General features: G+C 34.7%; 1 protein-coding gene. It reads right to left on the bottom strand.

Translation table 11 applies throughout. The features are described from left to right. Positions 1–296 (bottom strand): relaxase/mobilization nuclease domain-containing protein (locus AB4136_RS33370; RefSeq protein ID WP_441932352.1); only part of this gene is annotated, 296 nt, incomplete at its 3' end. Positions 297–478 lie beyond the last annotated feature (182 nt).

Below are 478 nucleotides of genomic sequence, written 5' to 3' on the forward strand. Positions count from 1 at the left end.
GTATCATTGTGTGTATAGACAGTGACTTGATGATTGGGCGCCATTTTCTCAGCGAGTTCTAAACCTAGCTGATTACATTGTTCAGGCGTGACTTCGTCAGGTTTAAACGATTGGATAATCACATGACCTTGATTATCGTCCGTTTTGCCATATAATTCACGAGTGGCTTTGAAACTCGATTTCGCATAGTCTACATCACAATTTAAACCACTTTTTTCAACGGCACGTTTTTCAGCGTAATTAATCGCCCGTGATGTTGATTTGGTGGCACTTAATTTAGTTGTTGCCATCATCATCACGTCGTTTTTCTATTATTTCTTGAATTAAATAACCAATATTGATTACTCCAATAACTAACATAATTATGGCTGTTGTATATGAATGGTTATAAAAATTCCAAATTGAAAAGCCTATAGCAAGTATTAATACAAATAAGCTTGTTACTATTTCTAAATTCTTTCCCATATGTCATTCAACC

It is taken from the genome of Mesorhizobium sp. 2RAF21 (assembly GCF_052115345.1).
Taxonomy (GTDB): Bacteria; Pseudomonadota; Alphaproteobacteria; order Rhizobiales; family Rhizobiaceae; genus Mesorhizobium; species Mesorhizobium terrae.